This is a genomic window from Bradyrhizobium sp. Arg816, from assembly GCF_029989365.1.
Classification (GTDB): Bacteria; Pseudomonadota; Alphaproteobacteria; order Rhizobiales; family Xanthobacteraceae; genus Bradyrhizobium.
The window spans coordinates 218132-239523 of the sequence record NZ_JAPRAQ010000007.1 but is presented as its reverse complement, the minus strand read 5'-3'; the positions used below and the strand labels follow the sequence as shown (position 1 = coordinate 239523).

General features: G+C 65.4%; 25 protein-coding genes, 1 pseudogene and 1 riboswitch. Of the genes and pseudogenes, 14 read left to right on the top strand and 12 right to left on the bottom strand.

All coding sequences use genetic code 11. The annotated features are described in order from the left end of the window. Positions 1 to 32: 32 nt before the first annotated feature. Positions 33 to 521, bottom strand: a complete 489-nt coding sequence (locus OWC48_RS19705; RefSeq protein ID WP_014497222.1) for a sigma-70 family RNA polymerase sigma factor — start codon at positions 519 to 521, stop codon at positions 33 to 35. Positions 522 to 692: 171 nt separating this feature from the next. Here OWC48_RS19705 and fabI point away from each other — a divergent pair, with 171 nt between their 5' ends. The 4 genes from fabI (at position 693) to OWC48_RS19685 (ending at position 4583) form a co-directional block, all read left to right on the top strand. Continuing rightward, positions 693 to 1520, top strand: a complete 828-nt coding sequence (gene fabI / locus OWC48_RS19700) for an enoyl-ACP reductase FabI (RefSeq protein WP_028148205.1) — start codon at positions 693 to 695, stop codon at positions 1518 to 1520. Between the two features lie 14 nt (positions 1521 to 1534). Next, positions 1535 to 2134, top strand: coding sequence for a histidine phosphatase family protein (locus OWC48_RS19695; RefSeq protein ID WP_282521448.1), 600 nt, complete (start codon positions 1535 to 1537; stop codon positions 2132 to 2134). 89 nt (positions 2135 to 2223) lie between these two features. After that, complete coding sequence (aroC, locus tag OWC48_RS19690; RefSeq protein WP_282521447.1) at positions 2224 to 3312, top strand: chorismate synthase; 1089 nt, start codon at positions 2224 to 2226, stop codon at positions 3310 to 3312. An 80-nt stretch (positions 3313 to 3392) separates the two neighbouring features. Continuing rightward, positions 3393 to 4583, top strand: a complete 1191-nt coding sequence (locus OWC48_RS19685; RefSeq protein WP_282521446.1) for an adenylate/guanylate cyclase domain-containing protein — start codon at positions 3393 to 3395, stop codon at positions 4581 to 4583. Between the two features lie 43 nt (positions 4584 to 4626). Here the strand turns inward: OWC48_RS19685 and clpS are convergent, their stop codons facing one another. The 5 genes from clpS to OWC48_RS19660 are packed head-to-tail and all read right to left on the bottom strand — an operon-like array spanning position 4627 to position 7409. Beyond that, entirely contained in the window at positions 4627 to 4932 is a 306-nt protein-coding gene (gene clpS, locus OWC48_RS19680) for an ATP-dependent Clp protease adapter ClpS (protein WP_014497217.1), read from the bottom strand. Between the two features lie 41 nt (positions 4933 to 4973). Next, complete coding sequence (locus OWC48_RS19675) at positions 4974 to 5315, bottom strand: DUF190 domain-containing protein (RefSeq protein WP_282521445.1); 342 nt, start codon at positions 5313 to 5315, stop codon at positions 4974 to 4976. 2 nt (positions 5316 to 5317) lie between these two features. After that, on the bottom strand, positions 5318 to 5746 hold the full coding sequence (crcB, locus tag OWC48_RS19670; RefSeq protein ID WP_282521444.1) for a fluoride efflux transporter CrcB: 429 nt from the start codon (positions 5744 to 5746) through the stop codon (positions 5318 to 5320). A 6-nt stretch (positions 5747 to 5752) separates the two neighbouring features. Then, positions 5753 to 6187: a fluoride efflux transporter CrcB gene (gene crcB / locus OWC48_RS19665; RefSeq protein ID WP_306664389.1), complete on the bottom strand. Its 435-nt coding sequence runs from the start codon at positions 6185 to 6187 to the stop codon at positions 5753 to 5755. Beyond that, complete coding sequence (locus tag OWC48_RS19660; protein ID WP_282521442.1) at positions 6162 to 7409, bottom strand: MFS transporter; 1248 nt, start codon at positions 7407 to 7409, stop codon at positions 6162 to 6164. Before OWC48_RS19660 ends, crcB (OWC48_RS19665) begins: the two co-directional genes overlap by 26 nt. Before the next feature lie 52 nt (positions 7410 to 7461). After that, a riboswitch (Fluoride riboswitch) is annotated at positions 7462 to 7539 on the bottom strand. 263 nt (positions 7540 to 7802) lie between these two features. Here OWC48_RS19660 and OWC48_RS19655 point away from each other — a divergent pair. Further along, positions 7803 to 8666 (top strand): DUF1194 domain-containing protein, encoded by an 864-nt coding sequence (locus OWC48_RS19655; RefSeq protein ID WP_282521441.1) that lies wholly within the window; start codon positions 7803 to 7805, stop codon positions 8664 to 8666. 178 nt (positions 8667 to 8844) lie between these two features. Continuing rightward, on the top strand, positions 8845 to 9477 hold the full coding sequence (locus tag OWC48_RS19650) for a hypothetical protein (RefSeq protein ID WP_282521440.1): 633 nt from the start codon (positions 8845 to 8847) through the stop codon (positions 9475 to 9477). Between the two features lie 32 nt (positions 9478 to 9509). On the opposite strand, the gene OWC48_RS19645 is transcribed toward OWC48_RS19650, so the two are convergent. Continuing rightward, positions 9510 to 10283, bottom strand: a complete 774-nt coding sequence (locus OWC48_RS19645) for an enoyl-CoA hydratase/isomerase family protein (protein WP_282521439.1) — start codon at positions 10281 to 10283, stop codon at positions 9510 to 9512. On the opposite strand from OWC48_RS19645, the pseudogene OWC48_RS47180 reads away from it, so the two are divergent. After that, positions 10277 to 10630 (top strand): annotated as a pseudogene (locus OWC48_RS47180) (VOC family protein); the annotation flags it as partial. The gene OWC48_RS19645 and the pseudogene OWC48_RS47180 overlap by 7 nt on opposite strands. Before the next feature lie 13 nt (positions 10631 to 10643). Beyond that, complete coding sequence (locus tag OWC48_RS19640; RefSeq protein ID WP_282521438.1) at positions 10644 to 10865, top strand: hypothetical protein; 222 nt, start codon at positions 10644 to 10646, stop codon at positions 10863 to 10865. 28 nt (positions 10866 to 10893) lie between these two features. Here OWC48_RS19640 and OWC48_RS19635 read toward each other — a convergent pair whose 3' ends face one another. Continuing rightward, positions 10894 to 11952 (bottom strand): methyltransferase domain-containing protein, encoded by a 1059-nt coding sequence (locus OWC48_RS19635; protein ID WP_282521437.1) that lies wholly within the window; start codon positions 11950 to 11952, stop codon positions 10894 to 10896. Positions 11953 to 12196: 244 nt separating this feature from the next. Between OWC48_RS19635 and OWC48_RS19630 the strand changes: the two genes are divergently transcribed. Further along, complete coding sequence (locus tag OWC48_RS19630) at positions 12197 to 12799, top strand: hypothetical protein (RefSeq protein WP_282521436.1); 603 nt, start codon at positions 12197 to 12199, stop codon at positions 12797 to 12799. A gap of 48 nt (positions 12800 to 12847) precedes the next feature. Here OWC48_RS19630 and OWC48_RS19625 read toward each other — a convergent pair whose 3' ends face one another. Then, the gene (locus OWC48_RS19625) at positions 12848 to 13678 is read right to left on the bottom strand and encodes a GntR family transcriptional regulator (protein WP_282521435.1); all 831 of its coding nucleotides are present in this window, start codon (positions 13676 to 13678) and stop codon (positions 12848 to 12850) included. A gap of 169 nt (positions 13679 to 13847) precedes the next feature. Here OWC48_RS19625 and OWC48_RS19620 point away from each other — a divergent pair, with 169 nt between their 5' ends. The 5 genes from OWC48_RS19620 to OWC48_RS19600 are packed head-to-tail and all read left to right on the top strand — an operon-like array spanning position 13848 to position 18784. Then, positions 13848 to 14783 carry a hydroxymethylglutaryl-CoA lyase gene (locus OWC48_RS19620; RefSeq protein ID WP_282521434.1) on the top strand — a complete coding sequence of 312 codons (936 nt, stop codon included), beginning with the start codon at positions 13848 to 13850 and terminating at the stop codon, positions 14781 to 14783. Then, positions 14780 to 16000, top strand: a complete 1221-nt coding sequence (locus tag OWC48_RS19615) for a CaiB/BaiF CoA-transferase family protein (protein ID WP_282521433.1) — start codon at positions 14780 to 14782, stop codon at positions 15998 to 16000. Before OWC48_RS19620 ends, OWC48_RS19615 begins: the two co-directional genes overlap by 4 nt. Before the next feature lie 38 nt (positions 16001 to 16038). After that, positions 16039 to 17085 (top strand): ABC transporter substrate-binding protein, encoded by a 1047-nt coding sequence (locus OWC48_RS19610; RefSeq protein WP_282521432.1) that lies wholly within the window; start codon positions 16039 to 16041, stop codon positions 17083 to 17085. Beyond that, positions 17082 to 17930, top strand: coding sequence for an ABC transporter ATP-binding protein (locus OWC48_RS19605; RefSeq protein WP_282521431.1), 849 nt, complete (start codon positions 17082 to 17084; stop codon positions 17928 to 17930). Before OWC48_RS19610 ends, OWC48_RS19605 begins: the two co-directional genes overlap by 4 nt. Before the next feature lie 2 nt (positions 17931 to 17932). Continuing rightward, the gene (locus tag OWC48_RS19600; protein WP_282521430.1) at positions 17933 to 18784 is read left to right on the top strand and encodes an ABC transporter permease; all 852 of its coding nucleotides are present in this window, start codon (positions 17933 to 17935) and stop codon (positions 18782 to 18784) included. Between the two features lie 40 nt (positions 18785 to 18824). Here OWC48_RS19600 and OWC48_RS19595 read toward each other — a convergent pair whose 3' ends face one another. Genes OWC48_RS19595 through OWC48_RS19585 form a run of 3 tightly spaced genes read right to left on the bottom strand, consistent with a single transcriptional unit; the run spans position 18825 to position 21381 of the window. Beyond that, positions 18825 to 20072: a methyltransferase gene (locus tag OWC48_RS19595; RefSeq protein WP_282521429.1), complete on the bottom strand. Its 1248-nt coding sequence runs from the start codon at positions 20070 to 20072 to the stop codon at positions 18825 to 18827. Then, positions 20065 to 20799 (bottom strand): TlyA family RNA methyltransferase, encoded by a 735-nt coding sequence (locus tag OWC48_RS19590; protein WP_282521428.1) that lies wholly within the window; start codon positions 20797 to 20799, stop codon positions 20065 to 20067. The genes OWC48_RS19595 and OWC48_RS19590 overlap by 8 nt, the downstream gene beginning before the upstream one ends. Before the next feature lie 27 nt (positions 20800 to 20826). Further along, entirely contained in the window at positions 20827 to 21381 is a 555-nt protein-coding gene (locus OWC48_RS19585) for a nucleoside 2-deoxyribosyltransferase (protein WP_282521427.1), read from the bottom strand. Positions 21382 to 21392 lie beyond the last annotated feature (11 nt).

The window sequence follows — 21392 nt, the reverse complement described above, 5'->3', positions numbered from 1 at the left end:
GAAGCGATCTGCGCGATGCATCAACCCTGCCATCATTTCACCCGCTTGAGCGCTGGGCGCTCACCTTCCAGCGAGGCTTTGACGTGGGCTCTCGCCCGCGCCAGGCGCGACATCACGGTGCCGATCGGCACGCCCTGGATGTCGGCGACCTCGCGGTAGCTCATGCCCTCCAGCATCACCAGCAGAAGCACCGAGCGCTGCTCCTCGACCAGCGTCGCCAGCGCCTTCTCGATGTCGCGCCCTTCGGCCTCGGTCCCGCTGGCATCCGGATTGTTCTCCGTCAGCTGCGTGAATTGCGGGCGTCTTGCCAGCGAGCGCCGCCGGTTCTTGTTGAGGTTGGTCAGGATCGTATAGAGCCAGCTCCTGACATCGCCGCCGAGGAACAGGCGCTCCGAACGCAGCGCCCGCACCAGCGTATCCTGCACCAGGTCGTCGGCCGCATCCGCATCGCGCGTGAGCGCGCGGGCGTAGCGGCGCAACGCCGGGATCATGGCTTCCACACTCTGGCGAAACGCACTCATGCCGTCTTGACGTCCTGGTGTCCGGCGCGAGCGCCTCAATCATCATAACACCCGAACGGAACGGCTATTCCGGCGCTCGAAACAGCGTTAACGCCGCGTATTAGGACTGTACCGCAGGGGAGGGCTGGTGTACCTCCAGACCTCAACGAGAGCTCGACGGGACGCTCAAAAATGTCGCAGGATTCAGGTCTGATGCAGGGACTGATGCAGGGCAAGCGCGGGGTGATCCTCGGCCTTGCCAACAACCGCTCGATCGCCTGGGGCATCGCCAAGGCATGCCACGCAGCCGGCGCCGAGCTCGCCTTCACCTATCAGGGCGATGCGCTCAAGAAGCGCGTCGAGCCGCTCGCCGCCGAGATCGGCGGCCTCGTGCTCGGCCATTGCGACGTCACTGATGCCGCGACCATCGACGCCGCCTTCGCAGTGCTGAAGGAGAAGTGGGGCAAGATCGACTTCCTGGTGCATGCGATCGCCTACGGCGAGCAGCTCGACGGCCGCTACGTCGACACCACGCCGGAGAATTTCTCCAAGTCGATGCTGATCTCCTGCTACTCGTTCACGGCCGTGGCACAGCGCGCCGAGAAGCTGATGACCGATGGCGGTTCGCTCATCACGCTCAGCTATTACGGCGCCGAGAAGTGGATGCCGCATTACAACGTGATGGGCGTGGCGAAGGCGGCGCTGGAGGCCAGCGTGCGCTATCTCGCCGCCGATCTCGGCGAGAAGAACATCCGCGTCAACGCGATCTCGGCGGGCCCGATCAAGACGCTCGCGGCGTCCGGCATCGGCGACTTCCGCTATATCCTGAAGTGGAACGAGAACAACGCGCCGATGCGGCGCAACGTATCGATCGAAGACGTCGGCGGCAGCGCGCTGTATTTCCTCTCCGATCTCGCGCGCGGCGTCACCGGCGAGGTGCATCACGTCGATTCCGGCTATCACGTGCTCGGCATGAAGCGCCCGGACGCGCCGGACATCTCGTTCGGCGGCAAGGACTAGCTTATAAATCTGGAATGCCCGTGCCCACGATCTATTATCTTCGCCACGGTGAGACCGAGTGGAATGCGCTCGGGAGGCTTCAGGGCACCAAGGACGTTCCGCTGAACGCGCGTGGACGCGGTCAGGCCGTGCAGGCCGGCGGCGTGCTGGCGGATCTCTTCAAGCGCGACGGCAAGGACAAGGCAACGTTACCCTACGTGTCGAGCCCGCTCGGGCGTGCACGCCAGACCATGGAACTCGCGCGCGGCAAACTCGAACTGCCGCCGGCGGACTACGCGCTCGACGATCGCCTGCGCGAGATCGGCTACGGCAGCTGGGAAGGGCTGACGCTGGCCGAGAGCGAGGCGGCCGATCCGGACGTCTATGCCAGGCGCCTCGCCGACAAATGGACGGTCGGCCCCGCGGGCGGGGAGACCTACGCCGATGTGCAGGTCCGCGTGCGGGCCTGGTACGACCAGCTCCGGACCGATACCGTCGCGGTCGCCCATGGCGGAACTTGCCGGGCCCTGATGGTTTCGCTCGGCCTTGAGACGCCCGCCAGCGCGGCCGAGCTCTATATCGAGCAGGGCGCGGTCTACGTCTTCCGCGACGGGCGGCTGGAGAAGTTTAGTTAAGCCGGTTCGCCGTCATTCACGGTGGCTATGGGTTTGACCCCCGGCCCCCCGCGCGTTACCACACGCCGGAACCGACCCAGCGAGCAGCGATGTCCTTCAACACCTTTGGCCACATGTTCCGCGTCACCACCTTCGGCGAGAGCCATGGGGTGGCGATCGGCTGCGTGGTCGACGGCTGTCCGCCCATGATCCCGCTCACCGAGGCCGATATCCAGCAGGATCTCGACCGCCGCCGGCCGGGTCAATCGCGCTTCACCACCCAGCGCCAGGAGCCGGACCAGGTCAAAATCCTGTCCGGGGTGATGGCGCATCCGGAGACCGGCGTGCAGGTGACGACGGGCACCCCGATCGGCCTGCTGATCGAGAACACCGACCAGCGCTCGAAGGACTATTCCGAGATCAAGGACAAGTTTCGGCCCGGCCACGCCGACTTCACCTATGAGGCCAAATACGGCCTGCGCGACTATCGCGGCGGCGGCCGCTCCTCGGCGCGCGAGACCGCGATGCGCGTCGCTGCGGGCGCGATCGCGCGAAAAGTGCTGCCCGATGTGAAGGTGCGCGGCGCGCTGGTGCAGATCGGTCCGCACAAGATCGACCGCGACAAATGGGACTGGGACGAGATTGCGAAAAATCCGTTCTTCTGTCCGGACAAGGACAAGGCCGCGTTCTTCGAGACCTATCTCGACGGCATCCGCAAGAGCGGCTCGTCGATCGGCGCGGTGATCGAGGTCGTCGCCGAAGGCGTGCCGGCAGGCCTCGGCGCGCCGATCTACGCAAAATTCGATTCTGATCTCGCGGGTGCGATGATGACCATCAACGCCGTGAAGGGCGTCGAGATCGGTGCCGGCTTTGGCGCGGCCGAACTCACCGGCGAAGAGAACGCCGACGAGATGCGCACCGGCAATGATGGCACGCGCTTCCTCTCCAACCATGCCGGCGGCGTTCTGGGCGGCATCTCCACCGGACAGCCGGTGGTGGTGCGCTTCGCGGTGAAGCCGACCTCGTCGATCCTCCAGCCGCGCCTCACTGTCGATCGCAAGGGCGCCGACGCCGAGATCTTCACCAAGGGCCGCCACGACCCCTGCGTCGGCATCCGCGCCGTGCCCGTCGGTGAGGCCATGATGGCCTGCGTGTTGGCCGATCATTTCATTCGGGATCGCGGGCAGGTGGGGCGCTAGCTCCGAGCAGGGCGTTCGTGTCGCGGTACTGGCCCACCGCGCAGCTTGACGTCCCCAAGACTTCGTCCGCAAATGCGGACATGCAAAACTCCGAGATCCAGCGCATCACCAACTGGCTGATCGACGGTGCGAGGTCGTCCGGGACCCCTTCCGAGATGATCGCCGAGGTCTGCGAGCATCTGGTCGCGGCCGGCCTGCCGCTGTCGCGGTTCGGCATCTTCATTCGCACGCTGCATCCGGAAATCTTCGGCCGCAACTTCATCTGGCGCCAGGGCCAGAAGGTCGAGATCGGCACCGTCGATTTCGAAATCCTGGACACGCCCGAATTCGCCCGGAGCCCGCTCCGGATCGTGTTCGAGGAGGGGCTGGAGGTCCGGGGACGAATGGACGATCCGGACAGCAAGCGGTTTCCGTTCCTCGACGACATGCGCGCCGAAGGCGTGACCGACTACCTCGCGATGCCGATGCACTATCTCGACGGCTCGATCCACGCGACGAGCTGGGTCACGCGGCATCCCGGCGGCTTCAGCGACGACGACATCGCGGCAATCCGCTCCATCGTGACACCGCTCGCGCGCGTCGCCGAGATCATCAGCCTGCGCCGCACCGCCGAGATGCTGCTCGACACCTATGTCGGCAACCGTGCCGGCGCGCGCATCCTCGGCGGCCAGATCCGCCGCGGCCACAACGACACCATGCAGGCCGCGATCTGGCTCTCGGATCTGCGCGGCTTCACCGCATTGTCGGACCGGCTGCCGGCCGAGACCGTGGTCGAGATCCTCAACCACTATTTCGACTGCCAGGTCGCCGCGATCCGGGGCCATGGCGGCGAGGTCCTGAAATTCATGGGCGACGGCCTGCTTGCGGTGTTCCCGATCGACGAATATATCGGCGATGCTGCGCATGTCTGCACTCGCGTGCTGGAGGCCGCGCGCGAATCCCGCGCCAGCGTCGAGGCGCTCGCCTTTCCGGTCGGCGACGTCGTCGAGCGCTTCCGTTTCGGCGTCGCACTCCACGTCGGCAACATCCTCTACGGCAATATCGGCGGCGGTAACCGGCTCGATTTCACCTGCATCGGCCCAGCCGTCAATCTCGCGGCACGGCTGGAGAAGATCACGGGCCGCCTCGGCCGCACCGTCGTGGTCTCGGAAGTCTTCGCGAACGCCTGCCGCCATGACTGGCGCGAGCTCGGCGAATTTCCGATTGCGGGGTTTTCGAAGGCACAGCGCGTGTACGGGCTCGCCGAAGAGACGCCGGTGGTGATGGCCTGATGCGCGATGAGATCAAGATCATCCATCGTCGCAACATGAAGCCCTATTCCTCGGGCTCCGTCGTGAACAGCAGGGGATAGCCCTTGGCGCGGCCGGCGTCGGTGGCGCGGGTGGCCTTGGTTTCGGCGACGTCCCTGGTGAACACGGCGACCACGCAGGCGCCCAGCTTGTGCGCGGTGATCATGACCTTGTAGGCCTGATCCTCCGTCATGCGGAACTCGGCCTTGAGGATCATCGTGACGAATTCGCGCGGCGTGAAGTCGTCGTTGATTAGGATGACCTTGTGCAGCTTGGGCCGCTCGACCTTGGTCTTCGTCCTAGTTTTCGGCTTGGTAACGGTGTCGTTCATTCCGCCTCCCGGAAACGGCGGGCTCGGTTCAGCCGCGGTGCTCAGTGTGCGGCTCTCTCACCATATTGCAGGACCTGCACCTTCTCCAAGGTGATCAGGCCGCTCGACATCATGCCATCCAGGATGGGCAGGAATGCGTTGATGCTGTCCTCGCTGTCGACGATCTCGATCAGCAGCGGCAGGTCTTCCGACAGCCGCAGGATCTTCGAGGTGTGCAGCCGGCTCGACTTGCCGAACCCCATCGGGCCGCGCAGCACGGTGGCGCCCGCGAGATGCCGCTCGCGCGCCGTCGTCACGATCGCTTCATAAAGCGGCTTGCCGTCGAAATGGTCGCTCTCGCCGATGAAGATCCGGAGCGAAACAGCCTGATTGGGGATTTGCATGGTCAGCTCCTCGTCAAGCGGTTGTAGCGGCTTGCCATCATATGGCCGAGCCACACGGACACCAGCCAGCAGATGACGGATGCCGCGATATAGGCGAGTGCCGTGTATTTCATGCCGCCGTGGAACAGGCGGAAGGTCTCCAGGCTGAAGGCCGAGAAGGTGGTGTAGCCGCCGCAAAACCCGGTCATGACGAATTGCCGGTGCTCGGGCCGCGCCAGCACGCGGCCGTCGGGACCGGTCAGCGTCGCGTAGAAGCCGATGATCAGCGATCCCGTGGCATTGATGAACAGCGTCGCGACGGGGAAGCCCGGGCCGGTGTCGAGCACGAGGGAGACGAAATAGCGCGCGAGGCCGCCAAGGACGCTGCCGAAGGAAACCCAGGCATAGAGCATTGCGCTGCGCCAGCGGTCGGTGGAGGAGGGAACGGCCATCCGCTTCTAGCCTCCAAGACCGTCAGCGAGGACAAATCCGAAACTGACGGCGGCAAGGCAAAGTCCGACCGAGAGCGCGACATTGCCGAGCGCATGCAGTGGCTCGCCGTTGCGCGCCAAGGTCAGCGTTTGCAGGCTGAACGAGGACACCGTGGTGTAGCAGCCGAGGAACCCGGTCACCGCGAACAGCCATGGATTGGGCGCGGCGAAGACCGAGCCGGGATGGGTTGCCAACGCGCCGAAAATGCCGATCAGGAAGGCGCCGGTGATGTTGATGGTCATGGTGCCCCAGGGAAAGGTCTCGCCCAGCCGCCGCGCGATCGCGCCCGAGACGAAATAGCGCGCGCAGCCGCCGAGAACGCTGCCGACCACGATTGCGATCACTCCGCTCAACACGACGAACACCCCTCCATCATCATTTGTCCTCCGTTGCCAGACCATCGCCGACGGCGAGCAGCCCTACGAGCGCGACCAGCGCGAAGCCGAGCCCCGCCAAAAACGTGCCCGCCGGACCGTAGGCATCCCACAGCGCGCCGGCGATCACGCTTGCGGCCAGCAAGGCAAGCCCGGTGAACAGGTTGAAATAACCGAATGCGGTGCCGCGCAGGCTTGGCGGCGCGGCGTCGGCGACGAGGGCCGACAGCAGGCCTTGGGTCAATCCCATGTGCAGCCCCCACAGCACGACGCCGAGCGCGAGGCCCGCAAGGCTCGGCAGCAGCGCGAGCGCGAGGTCGGCGGCCGCGAGGAAGACGAGGCCGAGCGCGAGCAGCCCGGTCCGGTTGATCCGGTCCGACAGCACGCCGGCCGGATAGGCCGACAGGGCGTAGACCACGTTCATCAGCACCAGCACCGCCGGCACCCACATCGCCGAGAGACCGATGTTCTGCGCGCGCAGGATCAAAAAAGCCTCGCTGAAGCGCGCGAGCGTGAACACCACGCCGACCGCGACGACGCGCCAGTACACGGATCCGAGCTGCCGCATGGCGGAGGTGTTCAGCGGATTCTTCGTAGGCTGCCGGCTGGGGTCCGGCTCCGGCTCGCTCACCGCGAATGCGATCAGGCCGAAAGACAGGAAGGCCGGCAGCACGGCTACCCAGAAGACGAGGGCAAAATTATCTGCCGTCCACCACATCAGGCCGATCGCCACGAGCGGTCCGACGAATGCGCCGATGGTGTCGAGCGACTGCCGCAGGCCGAAGCTCGCGCCGCGCAGGCCCGCAGGTGCGATATCGGCGATCAACGCATCGCGCGGTGCGCCGCGAATACCCTTGCCGACGCGGTCGATGAAGCGCGCGGCAATCAGCCAACCGACGCTGGGCGCAAGCGGGAACAGCGGTTTTGTCAGCGCGGCCAGCCCGTAGCCGAGCGCCGCGAGAAGCTTGCGCCGGCCGAGCCAGTCGGACAATGCGCCGGAGAAGATCTTCGTGATCGAGGCGGTCGCCTCCGCAATGCCCTCGATGAAGCCGACCGTGAGCGTGGAGGCCCCGAGCACGGTGACGAGATAGACCGGCAGCAGCGCGTGGATCATCTCGGAGGAGACGTCCATCAGCATCGAGACGAAGCCGAGCACCCAGATCCCCCTGGGCAGCCCCGCACGCGCAGCATTCGGTGTCGTCGTCGTCACGCCCTGACCTTCGCCTTCAGGCAACAAAAAACCCGCCATCGGCGGGTTTGTCCATGCTCCCGCCAAAGGCCGAGGCTTTGAGATTGCCCCTCCTCGAGCAGGAGTCATCAGCCCACTACGGTCACAGGCCGACGGGCGGTTGTCGGGGGACTCCATCCCCATCTATATGGTCAGCGTAGCATGGAAATCGCACCGGACAAGTGGGCGGGGAAGGTCTGTCCTCGGCTCGATGCTGCGGGACGCCCCGGAATGATGGTGTGAGCGATCGCGCATGTCCCCGTGGCGCAAGCGCGGCAACACGGCGGCAGCTTTGCGTGACGTGCGCATTCCCAACTCGCGAATTCCTAACCGGAATGTGAAGCGCAAGCGATCTTCGGACTTTGCGGCAAGGCGATTGCATGTCACCATCGCGTCATACGACGGGAGACTGCGATGCGCATGCTGTTCTCGATCGGGGCTGTGTTGGTGGCCGGCGTGCTCGCCGGAGGGGACGTCGCGGGCATCGCGGCACCAGGGCCCAAATTTGAACCGAGCAGGAATTCGCCACAACGGCTAGCGGCCGACCGGGACGCGCAGACGGTCGATGTCGAGCTGGTCCTCGCGGTCGACGTCTCCTACTCCATGGACATGGACGAGCTCGCGATCCAGCGCGAAGGCTATGCGCAGGCGATCCAGTCGAAGGAATTCCTCCAGGCGCTGAAGCTCGGGCCGAATGGCCGGATCGCGGTGACCTACTTCGAATGGGCCGCTTCCAGCGATCAGAAGATCATCATCCCGTGGCGGCTGGTTGACGGACCGGAGACGGCGGACGCGGTCGCCGCCGAGATCCTGAAGACGCCGATCCGGCGCGCCTCGCGCACCTCGATCTCCGGCGCGATCACGTTCGCGATGCCGTTGTTCGACGAGGATCCCTATCGCGGCTTGCGCCGCGTGATCGACATTTCCGGTGACGGCCCCAACAACAATGGCGGCCCGGTCACGACGGCGCGCGACGCCGCGCTCGAGAAGGGCATCGTCATCAACGGCCTGCCGATCATGGTCAAGGAGCCGTCCTATTCGACCATGGATATCGACAATCTCGACTATTACTACGAGGACTGCGTCATCGGCGGTCCCGGCTCCTTCGTCATCACGATCAAGGATCGCGACAAGTTCAAGGAAGCCATCCGCACCAAACTCCTAATGGAGGTCGCCGGCCGTATGCCGGAGCGCCCCGTGAGGCGCGTTGCCGACAAGGAGCCACGGGTCAGCTGCTTGATCGGCGAGAAGATCTGGTCGGACCGCTGGGGGCGCTGATCCGCTACCCCGAATGAGACCTTTTGCCCTGTCCCGCACGCGGTCGAATTTAACCACGTGTTAACTGCTGCGTGGCCCTAATCGGTTCGTTTCCCGTTGTTTCCGGATAAAGTTCTGACATCGCCGTCCGGCGCGCGAACAGAAGCGGGTCTGTCAGACAAATCCGCAGAGCGATCCAATGGCCATCGTCACATCGAGCACCAGCCAGATTTCGCCCGCCAACGAGCGGGTGTATCACCAGAGCGGTCTGATAGGTGACTGGAAGGGCAATTGGGCAGGCAACAACCAGGCCGTCGGTTTCAAGGTCGTGAACATCCGCGGGCCCAAGGCCCAGATCGAGTACACCCATAACGGGCACACCGAGCGCGGCATCGGCGAGGTCAATGGTGCAACCATAAGCTATGGCAACGTCACGGTCGGCACCAAGGACGGCAAGAATCTGGTGCTCCTGTACTCCTCGGCCGTTGGCAAGCAGAGCGCGACTTTGCAAAAACAGGCGCCGCCAGGTTCCGACAGCATCCTCATGGGAAGCTGGGGCGGCTATTCTGCCGACATCGGCAAGAGCGCGAGCTTTCGCGTGCTGGCCATCAACGGCAAAGAGGCGACGGTCAGCGTCACCACCGACGGTATCACCCGCCAGGGCACCGGCTACGTCTACAGGAACGTCATCATGTTCGGGCAGTCGCAGATCTCGACCGACAACGGACAAAACGGCAAGATCATCTACCAGGTCGGCTCCAAATCCTTCACTGTGCCGGTGACGAAATATCCGCCCGCGGATTCGTCGTCCTCCGTGGACAAGACGGCCTGAACCTCAGCCGCCCTGGGCGGCCTGCGGCCCCCTCACCATTTCGGCGCCCGCTTCTCCACGAACGCCCTCAAACCCTCCTGCGCTTCGTCCGACGTCGCGACATTGCAGAAATCGTCCACGGCACTTGCGATGCTGCGCCGGTAGTCGAGATCGATCTGGCGCATGAAGGCGGCGCGGCCCATCCGCAGCACGGCGGCCGACTTGCCGGCGAATTGCGCCGCGAGCTTCAGCACCTCGGCGTTGAGTTCGGCATCGTCGACGACGCGGTTCACCACGCCGAGCTCGCGCGCCTCCGCGGCGGTGAAGACGCGGCCGGTGAACAGCAGCTCGAAAGCGCGGTGACGTCCGACGATGCGCGGCAGATGCGCGTAGTGGATCGCGGGAATGACGCCGACGTCGATCTCGGGATAGCCGAACGTCGCGCTCTCGGCTGCCAGCACCACGTCGCAGGACACCGCCATGGTCATGCCGCCGCCGCGCGCCGCGCCTCCGACCGCGGCGATCGACGGCTTTCCGAGCCCATACTGGGCGTCGTAAAGGTCGATATAGAGCGCCTGGAGGAATTCGCGGATCTCGGCGCCGGATTTGCCAAGCAGAATGTCGAGGTCGAGGCCGGCCGAAAAGCGCTTGGCGATCGCGCTTGCCAGCACGACAACGCGCGCTTCCGGATCGTTCGCCGCGCGACGCAGGGCCGCGACCACCGCACGGATGACCTCGAGGCTCAGTGCATTGACGGGCGGGCGGCACAACGTGATGCGGGCGATGTTGCCTGCGCGTTCGTAGGCGACGGGATTGTCAGATGTCACCGGGTTCTCCATGCTTTCGGGAAACGTGCGGCATCGATCGCGGTGGTGGCGCGGTTATTTCGCGGCGAGCGGCGGCAACAGCGGCGGGACGCTGTCGTTCGGCGCTTCCACCTTGTCCCGGCGACAGCTTACGGTGCGGCTTGGGCCGTGCAAGACCTCCAGCGCGCATGCTAGACTGCGTGCAGGAGATTGCTTGCCGGATGGAGGAACCAATGACCGACGAACACCCGATGATGGCCGGTTCTGCCACCGTCTTCGTCGTGTCCGACATCACAGCCAGCCTCGCCTATTACCGCGATGTGCTCGGCTTCGAGGTCACCTTCGAATACGGTCAGCCTCCGTCCTACGCCTGCCTCTGCCGTGACGAGGTCGGCCTGCATCTGCTTGCGGCGGCGGCCCGGGCACGGCGGCATCTGCATCTTCGTCAGGGACGTCGATCAGATCTATGCCGAACTATCGGGACGCGGTGCCAGGCTCCTCAACCGTCCGGAGGACCGCGACTATCGTATGCGCGATTTCGACGTCGTCGATGCCGACGGCAATCAGCTCACGTTCGGTATGGGAACGGACGACGCGGCCTGACATCGCGGGCCGCGCGTCCGCAGTTGGATCAGATCCGGGCCTCCAGGATCAGGTTGAAGGGTGTTTCGGCGGCGCGGCGGAAGCGCGACAGGCCGCCTTCGCTGGCGACCTTGCGCAGCCTTGCCTCGCCGGCTTGGGCGCCGAGCGCGAGGCCGACCTCCTGATCGAGCGAGGCCGGCGTGCAGATCATGGTGGACGCCGCATAGTAGACGCGCCCGACCGGGTTGAGATTGTCTTCGAGGCGGTCGCCTGCGAACGGCTCGACCAGCATGCAGGTGCCGTCCTTGGCCATGGTCTCGCGCACGTGGCTGATGGCGCCGACGGGATCGCCCATGTCGTGCAGGCAATCAAAGAAGCAGACGAGATCATAGCCCTCCGCCGGATAGGTCTTGGCCGAGTGAACCGCGAAGCTGACACGATCGCCCAGCTTCGCTTCGGTGGCCGCCTTTCGTGCGGCTGCGATCGAGCCTTCGTGATAGTCGAAGCCGTAGAAGCGGGAGTTCGGGAAGGCCTCCGCCATCAGCCGGGTCGAGACGCCGTGCCCGCAGCCGACATCGGCGACCTTGGCGCCGCGCTTCAGCTTGTCCACGACGCCTTCGAGCGCGGGCAGCCACTCCTGCACCAGATGATGCATGTAGCCGGTGCGGAAGAACCGGGCGGTGCCGCAGAACAGACACTCGCTGCGACGATTCCAGCCGACGCCCTTGCCGGACTTGAATGCGTCCGTAATTTTCGGCTCGTCGAGGAACGCCGCGGCAATGACATTGCCGACCGCGCCGAGGAAGACCGGGCTGTCATCATCGGCAAGCGCCATCGCCTGCTCCGGCAGCATCGAGAACTTGCCGGACGTGGAGTCGTATTCGACGTAACCAGAAGCCGCCTGGCTCGCCAGCCACTCGCGGACGTAGCGTTCGTTCGTTCCGGTGGCGCTTGCGAGTTCGGCAGAGTTCATGGGTCCCTTGGCGGCGAGGGCGCGGTAGAGGCCGAGCTTGTCGCCCAGCAGGACCAGCGATGCGTTCATCGCGGCCCCGACCTCGGTGATCATCTTGCCCATAAAGGCATTCAACCTGTCGGAATTGACCTCCATGACAGCCTCCATGCAATGTCAGGCATTTTCAAAGGTCTGCGCAATTTTGCGTTGCCGAACCGGACCGGCCGATCACGATCGAAGTGACGGCTCGCGTTGCGCGTCCTCTATGTGGGTCAGCCCGGCGCGCGGGAGGTTCAACACGTCAGGATAACGTCATTCTGGAACTCGATGGCGCGACCAGTCACTGGTATTCGCGTGATCCCCGGCGTATAATTTTCACACTTCTTTGACGGTCACCTGAATGTCCAGCCTTGCACGTTCCTGCGGTCTCGCAACTCTCGTCGTGGTGTTCTGCCTCGGCGGAGCGCCGGCTCACGCGCAGGTCGCGCCCCTGCAATATTGGATCCCGGGCGGGCCTTTCGGCTTTGGCGGCAGCGCCGGCCAGAGCTCCGGTGGCTACGGCAATTTTCCGAGCTTCAAGGGTGGCGATGCCAACGCAGGCTATGATTTTCGTCCCGGTTTCTTCGTCGGAAGCGAACGCGGCAATCTAGGCCTCGGCGGCCTCAGCCAGCCTGCGCCGGCCGGCAATTTCAGCGCGCTCTCCTACGACGGTACGCAGTTCGGTTACAACACCAAGACCGCGGGCGGCATGCCCGTCACGTTCTTTGCCGGTTTCGACACGCTGAAATACAATGGCGGCATCGGCAGCTCGCTCGCCCCGCTCACCTCCAGCGCCTCGCCCGGCTACGGCGCTTTCGCGGGTGTCGAGTTCAAGCCGACCTCCAACCTCAGCCTGTCGTTCGGCGCCGGTTTCACCCAGCAGCAATCGGGACGCATGGACAGCGACATCAATTCGTCGATGCTGCCCGGCGAGTCGCCGGCGTTGGGCGGCTTGCGTCGTTGAGTGCTCACGCGTGCGTTTCGCCGCCCGCTTGACCGCGGCCGCGTTGGCCTACGACAAGCCAGCCACCAGCGGGCGTTGCAGGTGCTTCGCCATCAGCTCCGCCGCTTCGGCGTAACGCCGCGTTTCCAGAACCTCGAGCAGGCGCAAATGCTCGCGCACGTGCCGCCGCATGCCGTCGCGGTCGGCGAAGCTGCGATAGGCGAACAGGCGTCTGATCGAATTCACGCGCCGGAGCGATTCAAGAAAGAAGGGATTGCCGGCGCCGCGGATGATCTCCTCATGGAATTCGCAACCGGAAAGAAAGACCTCGCCGATCGTCATCTTCTCGAGCTCGCCTTCGAACACGCGCAGCTGGCGCTCGCGCAAGCGTGCGATCACCTCCTGCGGCAGCGCAAAGCCGGGCAGCGCGATCGCCGCAGGCTCGATCACCGCGCGAAACGCCATGGCCTTGGCCTGAGCTTCGGGGCTCGAGACCGTCTCCGCGAAGCGCCAGCCATAACCCGGCAGGCGTGCAATCCAGCCCTCGGCGGCGATCCGGTCAAGCAGCCGCTGCAACTCGGCCCGGCTGAGGCCATAGCGGCGCATCAGCTCCGCCTCGGTGACGTCAGCCGGCAGCCGGCTTGCGAGCACGTCGCCTGCGATGGACGTATAGACCTGTTCGCTGCGCCTGACTGCCGCGAGGGCTGGCTGGGCTGCGCCGCTGGTCGGATGCTTGGCCAGCACGAACCCGCGATGCGGCTCGCCGCGCGCGAGCCCCGCCGCTTCCAGAGCCTTGAGGCCGAGCCGGATTGGTGCGCGTGAGAGATCGAGCGCATCGGCAAGCCGTTGTTCGATCAAGCGATCGCCAGCCTTCATGCCTTCGCGTCGGGCGAGCGCCATGATCAGCCCGGCGAGGTGCTCAGCGCGCTCGGAACCGCCTTTGCTTGAAGCGGGCTGTCGGGAATTGTCGGAGGCGGTCATTGCAATGCACGCAGATTTTGAGCTTGACAGACTGTCCCACGGATTGTTCTTTTACGCAATAATATACAATCGAGCCAGGGAGAGCCTGATGGCGCATGCGCCGGATGTCCTGATTTGCGAGGTCGGCCCCCGCGATGGGCTGCAAAACCTGGACGTGTTCGTTCCCACCGAAGCCAAATGCGCGCTGATCGATACGATCGCCACTGCCGGCATGCGCGAGATCGACGCGGGATCCTTCGTGCCGCCGAAGGTCGTGCCGCAATTCGCCGATGTCGATGCGGTGATGGCGCACGCACTTGAGCACAAGACCGCGACCATCGGTGCACTTGTGCCGAACGTGAAGGGCGCCGAGCGCGCCATCGCCGCCGGTGTCGACGCCATATATTTCGTCATCTCCGCCAGCGAGACGCACAACCGCGCCAATGTGCGCCGCTCGATTGAAGAGCAGCTCGACGGATTTCGCGCGGTCCGCGCCGCGATCGACGCCAGTCCGACGGACCGGCGGCCGCATCTGATGGGCGCGATCGCCACCTCCTTCGGCTGCTCGCTGGAAGGCGAGGTGAGTGAAGCGGCCGTGTGCCGCGTCGCGCGCGCCTTTGCCGAGGCCGGTGCCGACGAGATCGGACTCGCCGACACCGTCGGCTATGCCACCCCGAAACTGATCAGGCAGATCGTCGAAGCTGTCACACGCGAAGTCGGATCGCAGATGACGCTGCGGCTGCATCTGCACGACACGCTCGGTGCTGGCCTCGCCAATGCCGTCGCCGGCCTCGACGCCGGGATCCGGCGTTTCGACGCCGCGGTATCAGGACTTGGCGGCTGTCCATTCGCGCCTGGTGCCCGCGGCAACATCGTCACCGAGGATCTCGTGTTCATGCTGGAACGGATGGGACTTTCGACCGGCATCGACCTCGATCGCCTGATGCAAACGCGCGAGATTCTGGCCCGCCATATCCCGGCACAACATCTCACCGGGCACCTGCACGAGGCCGGAATTCCCAAGGTGCTGCGGAGGGCGGCATGACGGCGACGGCGCCCGTGGCGGCAACGGAGCTGCGTCCGCTCGCCGGCCTTCGGGTCATCGAGTTCAGCCAGATGGTGATGGGGCCGAGCTGCGGCTTGATCCTCGCCGATCTCGGCGCCGACGTGATCAAGGTCGAGCCGCCCAAGGGCGACCGCACCCGCTATTTCAAGGGGCCGGCTGCCGGCTTCTTCGCCACCTACAGCCGCAACAAGCGCAGCATCGCGCTGGATACGTCGACGGCGGAAGGCCAGAACGTCGCGCGGCGGCTGATCGAGAGCAGCGACGTCCTGATCGAGAATTTCCGACCCGGCCTGCTGAAGCGGATCGGTCTCGACTACGAGTCGGTTTCCGCTTTTGCGCCACGCCTGATCTACTGCTCGCTCAAAGGCTATTTGCCCGGCCCTTACGAGAATCGCCTCGCGCTCGACGAGGCCGTGCAAATGATGGGCGGCCTTGCCTACATGACCGGCCTGCCGGACCGGCCGATGCGCGCCGGCGCCTCGGTCAACGACATCATGGGCGGCATGTTCGGCGTGATCGCGATCCAGGCCGCGCTGGCCGAGCGGCAGCGCACCGGGCGCGGCCGCTACATCCAGAGCGCGCTCTACGAGAACAACGTGTTCCTGATGGCGCAGGCCATGATGTGCGAGGTGGTCAGCGGCCAGCCCTCGATTCCCTATTCGATCAAGGACAGCCCCTGGCCGGTCTACGATCTCTTCGACACCAGGGACGGCTCGAAGCTGTTCGTCACCATCGTCGGTGAAGAGCAGTGGGAAGCGTTCTGCCGCGCCTTCGATCGCGAATCCTGGCTTGCCGATCCGCGCTTTGCGACGAGCAACGACCGCGTCGACCATCGCGGCTGGCTGATCCCGGAGATCGCGAAGATCTTCAAGCAATGGGACAAGGCCGATCTCGCGGCACGCCTCGAGCAGCTCGATCTGCCCTACGCGCCGGTCAACAAGCCCGGCGATCTCTTCGACGACCCGCATCTGAACCAGTCGGGCGGGCTGACCAACATTCACCTGCCTGACGGCGGCGAGGCAAAAACGCCGCTGCTGCCGATCTCCATGGACGGCCGCCGCCTGCCCAACCGCTACGATCCGCCGCAGATCGGCGAGCAGACGCGCGAGATCCTGGGCGAGATCGGCATTTCGTCGAGCGAAATCGAAACGCTGCGAAAGGCAGGAACCATCCGGATCGCGCCCGGGCCGTCCTGACGACCGGATCGATCAAACAAGAATCAAGGGAGGAGCACATGAACATTACCAGGCGCCAGGCGCTGATCGCGGGCTCCACATTGGCCGGCGCATCGCTGCTGCCCGGGCAGCTCCGCGCCGAGACCAAGCAGGTATCGCTCGCCTTCGGGCCGGTGTCGCCGGTCTACGCCATCGGCATGATTGCCGAGCTGAAGGGTTACTTCAGGGACGAAGGTCTCGACTCCAAGCTCGTCACCGGCAACGCCGGCACGTTCGGCCGTCAGACGCTGGCGGCGGGACAAGCCCTGTTCGCGCATGGCGATGCCAGCCATCCGCTCCAGCTCACTGCGCGCGGCAAGCCCTGCAAGATCCTGCTCGCGACCGAGATGGTGTGCTCCTACGCCAATATCGTGGTCCGGCAGGATCTTTACGACGGCGGTATCAATTCGGTCGAGAAGCTCGCCGAGCACAAACGGCCTGACGGCGCCAAGCCGATCGTCGCGGCCACCGCGATCGGGTCGGGCACCTGGGTGTTCGGCACCTATGTGTTCGAAACGCGCGGGCTCGGCGACAGGGTGAACTGGGTCGCCGGCGGCGGACCCAACACGATGTTTCCGTCGCTGCAGACCAAGCAGTTCGACGCCATCATGGCGCCGCCAAGCTGGATCGTCGAGGTCGAGAAGAAGGGCTTTGGCCGAACGATCTACGACACCTCCAAGCCCGGCGTATTCGAGAAGGATTTCGGCGGGACGCTGCCCGTGCTCGTGATCTACACGCTCCAGGACACGATCGAGCAGGACAAGGCGATGGTGCAGGCCTATGTGAACGCGATCCACCGCGCGATGGCCTTCGTGAAGGCGACGCCGCTCGCGGACGTGCAGGCACTGGTCACGCCGAAATATTTCTCGGGCATCGACCCCGATGCGATCAGCGCCGAGCTCGGCTTCGACAAGTCGACCTGGGCCTATGACGGCGTCATCGACAAGTCATCGTTCGAACGCGGCGCCAAGCCCTGGTACCGCAAGGGAACGGATATTCCCGAGACGAAATACGAGGATGTCGTCGACATGAGCTTCCTCCAGGCGGCGAGGGCGACATACAAATGATCGCTGCGCCAGGCCCGGGATTCGCGCTCGCGCGAGACGAGGTTGAGAGAGCGGAGGCGCGAACCCGCATCGCGGTGCGAGGTCTCGCCAAGCGCTTCAACGCGTCCGGCCGCGAGTTCGTGGCGGTCGATGACGTTTCCTTCGAGGTCAAGCAGGGCGAGTTCGTCGCGCTGCTCGGTCCGTCCGGCTGCGGCAAGAGCACCATCCTCAACATGGTCGCGGGGCTCTTGCCGCGCTCGGGCGGACGCATCCTGATCGATGAGGACATGGTGGAGACCGGCAAGGTCAATCGCAGGGTCGGCTATGTCTTCCAGCGCGACACGCTGTTTCCCTGGCGAACCGTGGAGCAGAACATCGGCTATGGGCTGGAGATTGCGGGGCTGCGAAAGACCGCGCGCGCCGGGCGCGTCGCTTCGGCGGTCGAGAAGGCCGGGCTCTCCGGCTTTGCACAGAGCTTCCCCAGCATGCTGTCCGGCGGCATGCGCCAGCGCGTCGCCTTGATGCGCACGCTGATCATGGAGCCCGAGATCCTGCTGATGGACGAGCCGTTCGGCGCGCTCGACACCCACACCAAGCTCGAGATGCACAAGACGCTGCTGGAGATCTGGGAACGCGAGCGGCAGACCGTGCTGTTCGTGACCCACGATCTCGGCGAAGCCTTGACGCTGGCGAGCCGCATCATCCTGCTCTCGGCCCGGCCCGGAAGGCTCAAGGAGGATTTCGACGTCGCCATCCCGCAGCCGCGCGACCCCGTGGCCATCCGCGAGACCGCCGAATTCGGCCGCCTCTACTCTCACATCTGGCATTCCCTCGGCGAAGAATTCCGCCGCACCAGGGCCGAATGATCATGTCCAACAGCCGTAGCGCCGTCCTGTTCTGGCAAGTGGCCATTCTCGTGGTGGTTCTCGTCGTCTGGCAGTGGGGCTTTGAATGGAGCAAGGCGCTGTTGCCGAAGGCCTATGTGCCGAAAATCCTCGATCCGTATTTCGTCGCCAAGCCGTCGTTGATCTGGCAGAGCTTCCTGCGGCTTGGCTGCTTTGCCGATCCCGCCGGCTTTGCCGCCTGCATCAACGGCAACGACAACAATTTGTGGCTCGCCACGCTCGTCACGCTGAAGAACACCTGGTGGGGGTTTCTTTTCGGCTCAGCGAGCGGAGTAGCGGCCGGCCTGGTTCTCGGACGTTCGGACTTCCTGGCCCGCGTGTTCGGGCCCTATGTCGTGGCGCTCAACTCGATACCGCGCATCGCGCTGGTGCCGCTCGTCATCCTGATCTTCGGCCTCGGCGATCTCTCCAAGATCGCCACTGCCTGGCTCGTCGTGTTCTTCGTGGTGTTCTTCAACACCTTCGAGGGAACGCGTGCGGTCGACCGCGACCAGATCGCCGCCGCTCGTCTGCTCGGCGCCAGCGAATTCATCGTGCTGCGCACGGTGGTGATCCCTTCCGCACTGGCCTGGGTGTTCGCTTCGCTGTTGCCGGCGGTGTCTTTCGCGTTGATCGGCGTCATCGTCGGCGAGTTCATCGGCGCCGAGCGCGGGCTCGGCAAGCTCATCATCGAAGCCGAGGCGCGCGCCAACGCCAGCGAGATGATGGTCGCCATCTTCGTCATGATGTTCGTCGGAATCCTGCTGGCGATCGCGGTGCGCTCGCTGCAGTCCTACCTGCTGCGATGGCAGCCGCAATTCGAGCCGTCGGCATAGCAGTCTGGAAGCAATCGGACGGTGAGCGGCAGGTACTGCATCAGCGCGCGAACCGCGCCACCAATTCCACATGCGGCGTGTGGCGGAACTGGTCGACCGGGACCACGGTCTCGATCCTGTAGCCGCCGTCGATGAGGAGCCGGGCGTCGCGGCCGAAGGTTGCCGCGTTGCAGGACACCGCGATCACCACGGGTACCTTGCTCGCAGCGAGCTTCAACGCCTGCGCCTGCGCGCCCTGGCGCGGCGGATCGAACACCACGGCGTCGAAGTCGCGCAGCTCCGGCGGCACCAGCGGGCGGCGGAACAGGTCGCGCGGTTCGGCCTTGATCGGCTTCAGCCCAGGTGTGCGCGCAGCCTTCACGAGCGCCGCGACGGCGCCGGCGTCGTTGTCATAGGCGGTGACGCGCGCCTTCTCGGCGAGCCTCAAGGCAAACGGGCCGACGCCGCAGAAGAGGTCGAGAACCTCCTTGGCCTTGCCGACACGCTCGGCGACGAGCGACGCCAGCGTCTCCTCGCCCGCGATCGTTGCCTGCAGAAACGAGCCGGGCGGCAGTGTCACTTCAGTGCGGCCCATTCGCACCGTCGGTGGCAGGCGTTGCAGCACCAGCTCGCCGTGCCGCGTCAGCCGCGCCAGCCGATGCTGCTCGGCGACGCGCGAAAGCGCCGTGACCAGCGCCGTCGGCAGCGGGCCGGAGCCGCGCACGTCGACATCGAGGCCGTTGGCGGTCGCGGTGACCTGGATGTCCAGCGGCTTCGTCACCGCCATTTTGGACGTCAGGGATTCGGCAAACGCCCAGGCGGCATCGAGCGCGCCCTCGAGCCCGGGATCGAGGATCGGGCAGCGATGGATCGGGATCACGTCGTGCGAGCTCGCCGCCGAGAAGCCGACCTTGAGGACGTCATGCGTGCCGAACCGGCCGTGCAGCGTGACGCGCCTGCGGCCGGCCCCATGGGCATCGACCAGCGGCGCCACCTCGCAATCGATGCCGGCCTGCGCCAGCGTCTCGACCACGATGCCGCGCTTCCACGCGTGATAGGGCTCAGCCGCCCAGTGCTGGATGGCGCAGCCGCCGCAGACACCGAAATGCGGGCAGAACGGTGCGATGCGATCGGGGCTGGCGACGTCGACCGCGAGCAGCTTGCGGCGGTCGGGATGGTTGCCGGCGACGTGGTCGACCTCGACGGTCTCGCCGCCAAGCGCGTAGGGCACATAGACGGCATCGCCCGCAGCGAGCGAGACGCCGTCGCCGCGATGGCCGACGTGATCGATCCTCACGCGCTCAACCACGGCGCGCGCCCAGGAAGAATTCGATATTGCCGTCACCGCCCGTGATCGGGGAGGGGAACACCTCGATGTCGGTGCAGCCGAGCGAAGCGGCGAAGACCGCGATGTCGTCGCAGATCTCCTGATGCACGGCGGCGTCGCGGATGAGGCCCTTCTTGTTGTGCTTCCGATCCGCCTCGAACTGCGGCTTGATCAGCGCCAGCAGGCTCATCGGCGCCGCTGCCAGTAACAGCGCCACGGGCAGCACCGTCTTGAGCGAGATGAAGCTGACGTCGATGACGACGACGTCGGGCCGCGCCGGCAGCCGTTTGCCGTCATAGCTGCGGATGTCGGTCTCCTCCATCGACACGATCTTGGGATGATCGCGCAGCGAAGGATGCAGCTGGCTGGTGCCGACATCGATGGCGAACACCAGGCTGGCGCCGTTCGCCAGCAGCACCTCGGTGAAACCGCCGGTGGAGGCGCCGACATCGAGGCAGACATGGTCCTCGATCTCGATGGGGTAGCGCTCCAGCGCGCCGGCCAGCTTGACGCCGCCGCGCGACACATAAGGATGCGCAGGCTCGGCCTGGATCACCGCGTCCTCGGCGATCGTCTCCGAGGGTTTTGCGACCTGCTTGTCGTCGGCGGTGACGAGCCCGGCTTCGATCGCCGCGCGCGCCCGCGCCCGGCTCTCGAACAAACCGCGCTCGACCAGCAGAACATCCGCACGCTTGCGGGCAGGGGACATCGGATCTCCGAAAGGCGACTGAAACGTTTATGTAGCGATCAATCGCGCGGCCGCCATCCGGACGCAAGCCTCGAACGCGGCCAGATCGTGCCAGACGTCGATCGGCATCTGCGCCGGCGTCACCAGCGGGCAGCCATGCAGCTCCAGCGCATGGATCATCATGAGGTTGTCGACGAGGCCAAAATCCTCGACCGTCAGCCCCTGTGCATCGACCAGCCGACCGTCCTCGGTGGTCAGGTCCATGAAGCGGCCGACGCGGTCGGCATAGACGGCGCCGTCGTTGGAATAGGCCAGGCAAAACTTGCGGCGGCCGGCCATGTAGCCGAGCTCGTAGACGGTGCCGGGGTCGGCGCCGGCACCGCGGAACGGCGTGAGGTTGGCGATGATGGCATCGGCCTCGTCCATCATCGCCTCGTTGCCGGCAAAGATTTGCCGCGAGGCGTCGGGCGAGGTGAGATCGATGGCGTTGTCGAGGGGATAGAGGCCGGTGAGCCCGTAGCGACCGCAGATCGCGGCCTTCTGCCGGCCGATCTCAACCGCATCCGGCAGGAACACGTCGGGCCCTGCCAGATAGATTTTCATGAAGGTCGCGC